Annotated in this window: 5 protein-coding genes; 4 read left to right on the forward strand and 1 reads right to left on the reverse strand. The window is 68.6% G+C overall.

All coding sequences use genetic code 11. The features are described 5' to 3' along the window. Positions 1-63: 63 nt before the first annotated feature. The 4 genes from HR086_RS45215 to HR086_RS45230 are packed head-to-tail and all read left to right on the forward strand — an operon-like array spanning position 64 to position 3,424. Positions 64-1,485, forward strand: a complete 1,422-nt coding sequence (locus HR086_RS45215) for a sensor histidine kinase (protein WP_141649370.1) — start codon at positions 64-66, stop codon at positions 1,483-1,485. Continuing rightward, positions 1,485-2,261 (forward strand): response regulator, encoded by a 777-nt coding sequence (locus HR086_RS45220; protein WP_246137892.1) that lies wholly within the window; start codon positions 1,485-1,487, stop codon positions 2,259-2,261. Before HR086_RS45215 ends, HR086_RS45220 begins: the two co-directional genes overlap by 1 nt. A 3-nt stretch (positions 2,262-2,264) precedes the next feature. Beyond that, positions 2,265-3,014, forward strand: coding sequence for an ATP-binding protein (locus tag HR086_RS45225; protein ID WP_141649372.1), 750 nt, complete (start codon positions 2,265-2,267; stop codon positions 3,012-3,014). Continuing rightward, positions 3,014-3,424, forward strand: coding sequence for a response regulator (locus HR086_RS45230; protein ID WP_174456961.1), 411 nt, complete (start codon positions 3,014-3,016; stop codon positions 3,422-3,424). Before HR086_RS45225 ends, HR086_RS45230 begins: the two co-directional genes overlap by 1 nt. 15 nt (positions 3,425-3,439) lie before the next feature. On the opposite strand, the gene HR086_RS45235 is transcribed toward HR086_RS45230, so the two are convergent. After that, entirely contained in the window at positions 3,440-4,015 is a 576-nt protein-coding gene (locus HR086_RS45235) for a carboxypeptidase-like regulatory domain-containing protein (RefSeq protein WP_141649374.1), read from the reverse strand. Positions 4,016-4,126 lie beyond the last annotated feature (111 nt).

Here is a 4,126-nt window from a genome sequence, read left to right on the forward strand (position 1 = left end):
GGAGCACGCTGTCTACGGTTGCGCACTGGAGGAACCGCCCGAGGCCCGGGCCACGAACACCCCATGAAGCCCACGGAGGATGCCAGCGGCCCGACGGTGGCACTGAAGGAACGCGCCGTTCTGCTGTTCCACGAGCACCTGACCACGGTGCGACGCCGCACGGACCGCCTCTTCGCGGGACTGATGCTGGCCCAATGGGCCTTCGGCATCCTCGTGGCCCTCTTCGTCTCGCCCTACGGCTGGGAGGGCAAGGACCGCGCCCTCCACGCCCACGTGTACGCCGCGCTCTTCCTCGGCGCCGCGCTCACCGTGTTCCCCCTCGCGCTGGCGCGCTGGCGCCCCGGGGCCGTCTCCACCCGGCACGGGGTGGCCCTGGCGCAGATGTTGTGGTCCTCGCTGCTCATCCACCTGACGGGTGGGCGCATCGAGACGCACTTCCACATCTTCGTCTCGCTCGCGTTCCTCTCCCTGTACCGGGACCCGTGGGTGCTCCTGACGGCCACGTGCGCCACCGTCGCGGACCACGTCATCCGAGGCGTCCTCTGGCCGGAGTCCGTGTATGGCCTGCCCAACGCGGAGTGGTGGCGCTTCCTGGAGCATGCGCTCTGGGTGGGCTTCCTGAACCTGGTGCTCCTGCACGCGGGCCGGGTGATGCGGCGGGAGATGCGCGAAGTGGCGGTGCGCCGCGCGGAGCTGGAGCTGGCGCGCGAGCGCGAGGAGGACAAGTCCGCGGAGCTGGACCGCGCCCTGCGCGAGCTGAGCGGCTTCCAGGAGCACCTCATCCGCGTGGAGAAGCTGGCCGCGGTGGGTCAGCTCGCCGCCAGCGTGGGTCATGAATTGCGCAACCCGCTGGCCGCCGTGCGCAACGCGCATGCCTACCTCTCCCGACGACTGAGTCGGGATGCCATCGGGGCCGCGGATGACCCACGCGTCCCCCAGTTCCTCGGGGTGATGGAGCGCGAATTGGGTGCGTGCGCGAAAATCATCTCCGACCTGCTCGACTTCGCGCGCGAGCGGCCTCCGGCGCTGCAGCCGTGTCCGTTGCGACCACTGGTGGACGAGGCCATTGGCGTGGTCCCCTCGCGCGAGGGCGTCCGCATCCTCAACGAAGTGCCCGAGTCGCTCCCGGTGCCGAGCCTGGACAAGGAACAGTTCCGTCAGGTGCTGGTGAATCTGGTGCAGAACGCGGTGGAGGCCATGCCCCAGGGAAGAACCGGTCAGGTTTCAGTGCTGGCGGAAGGCGGCGACACCGGGCCGTGGGCCATTCGCGTGGTAGATGACGGGACGGGCATCCCTCCGGACGTGCTGCCCAAGATTTTCGAACCGCTCTTCACAACCAAGACGCGTGGCACCGGCTTGGGGCTGGCCATTGTGGCCAACATGGTGCAACGTCACGGCGGCACAATCTCTGTGCGAAGCGAAGCCGGCCGGGGTAGTGAATTCCATATTCATCTCCCGGCAACCGCGGCGGCGCAGGCCGCATGATGGAGGACGTGGCTTTGGGCCCCGCTCGCATCCTTTTGGTCGACGACGAGGAGGGGCTGCGCATCACGCTCGCGGCGAACCTGGAGTTGGAGGGCCATACCGTTCTGGAGGCCGCCAACGGCGAGGAAGCGCTGCGCCTGCTGGGCGAGCACCCGGTGGACGTGGTGCTCAGCGACATGCGCATGCCCGGGCTGCACGGGGTTGATCTGCTGCGCCGCATCAAGCAGGCGCGTCCGGACATGCCCGTGGTGCTGATGACCGCCTTCACGGCGGAAGAACTGGTGGAGGACGCGCTCGCGGAGGGCGCCTTCACCGTGCTGCCCAAGCCCTTCGACGTGGCGCACGCGCTGGACACGATTCTGCGCGCGGCGCGGGCTCCCCAGGTGTTGGTGGTGGACGACACGGAGCCGGTGGCGCGTGCCATGGTGCGCGCGCTGAGCACCGTGGGGCTGCGTGCGCGCGCGGTGTACAGCGGCGAGGAAGCGCTGACGTACCTGCGCTCGGGCGACTTCGACGTGTGCGTGCTGGATTTGGTGATGCCGGAGATGAGCGGGCCGGAGCTGGTGGCGAAGGTGAAGGCGGCGGATTTGTCCGTGGCCGTCATCGCGATGTCCGGGCACGTGGTGCCAGAATTGTTACGCAAGGTGGCGGCGCAGGGCGCGGTGGTGTGTATGACCAAGCCGGTGCCGCTGCGGGAATTGGTGCAAGCGATTGCCCGGGTGAGAGGCCAACCCCGGGCGCAGGGGCCCTCCGGGCCCCAGGGTGCGAGGAATTGACGGATGGGCGCGCGCGCAGATCTCCAAGCGCGGGAACGGGCCGCGGTGGCGGACGTCGTCGCCTCCACGCTGCGGCATGACCTCCGCAACAAGCTGGCCAGTGTCCGCAATGCTTCGTTCTACCTGATGCGGAAGATGCAGAAGACGGACGTCTGGAGCACGGATGCCCGGGTGGAAGCCTTCTTCCAGCTCATCGACCGGGAGCTGGCGGCGGCCGAGGAGGTGCTGACGCGACGCGCCCCGGTGGCCAGCAGCGACAAGCCCCTGTGCCACGCGAGCGAGGCGATGGAGCAGGGGCTGCGTGAGGCGAGGGTGCCGGAGCAGGTGCGCGTGGAGCGCGACTTCAAGGCCCGGGGCACGGTGCCGCTGGATTTGGAGGACCTGGCGCTGCTGGTGCGCTGTCTGGTGGACAACGCCGTGGAAGCGATGCCGCGCGGAGGAATGCTCACCGTGCGGACCTGGGACGTTGAAGAAGGTGAGGGCGGCGTGGGCATCCGCGTGGAGGACGCGGGAGAGGGGCTGGCGGCGGAGGCGTATTCACGTGCCTTCGAGCCCTTCTATTCGACACGTCCCGGCCATGCGGGATTGGGATTGAACATCGTGCAGCGGTTGGTGCTGCGCAATGGGGGGAAGGTGGCACTGGACGGAGGCCCCTCGGGGGGCACGCACGTCGAGGTCCTCTTCCTGCACCGCCCGGAGGCGGGAGCCAGGATGCGGCTCGCGGGCCATGACGAGATACGGGGGAGTAAGTGATGGAGACGAGCTGGACCTTCGGGCGCTGCCTGCTGCTGGTGGAAGATGACCCGTCCAACCGGATGACGCTCGCGGCGCTGCTGGAGGAAGCGGGGTTCGCGGTGGTGACAGCGGGTTCCTACGCGGAAGCGGAGAAGTGGCTCAACCACCCGCGGCCCATCGACGCGGTGTTGCTGGACCAGAGCCTGGGTGACGGCTTCGGCACGGGGTTGATTCCGTTGGTGCGTCACCACATGCCGGGCGCGAAGGTGGTCTTCGTCACCGGCGCCGACAGCGCCATCGACATGCCGGTGGATGCCGTCTTCCGCAAGGGTGACCATTTCGAGGCGCTCCTGGCCTTCCTCTTCAAGCTGTTGCCCCAGAGACCGCTGGGGATGTCCTCGTCTGCTCCTGGGCCGCGTCGTCCCTGAGCTTCGCGGTGGTGTTCAGCTCCAGCTCTGGCCATCCAGTTCTGGAAAGGTGACCTGGCACTCGCCGGGATTGACGCCCTCCACGCGGGCGTAGCCATTGGAGTTGAGGGTGCCTTCGCGCGTGCTGCCGTCGGGCAGGCTCACGACGTAGCGCGCGTTGGGGACGGGTTTTCCCGCCTCGTCCTTGAGCTCGATGGCCAGCCAGGTCATCTCCTCCACCACGGCCTCGTCGGCCTTGGCCTCGGGTCTGGCCGTCCAGGGCGCTGGCACGCTCTTCGGGCGAGCCACCTCGAGCGCGACGAGCTCTCCGCGCGTGAAGGCGTCCGAGAGGCGCTGCTTGAGGCGTTGCTCGTAGCGGGAGCGCTCCAGGCCCGTCAGGCCGAAGGGGCTGCTGCCGCCGAGCGCTTCGTAGATGCCATACAGCGTGCGCGCCGAAGGGGTGGACAGCCACCGGTCCAGGGATGACGTGACGAACACGTCCGGCACTCGCGGGCGGCGCTCTTTCGCGTCGGTGTCGACGGACGAGACGACGAGCCAGTCTGCGTTCCGCGCCGGCAGTGTCCACCGGCGTTCACCGCGATTGAGCGGCATGCTGAGTACCCCCGTGGGACTCAGTGTATCAGCAAAGGACACTCGGTGTCCGGTGGCGCGCGATTTTTCGTGCGGCCACGGGTCGCCCGACGGGGAGGTGTGGGTGGGGCC

The sequence above is a fragment of the Myxococcus sp. CA039A genome, assembly GCF_013336645.1.
Lineage (GTDB): Bacteria > Myxococcota > Myxococcia > Myxococcales > Myxococcaceae > Myxococcus > Myxococcus llanfairpwllgwyngyllgogerychwyrndrobwllllantysiliogogogochensis.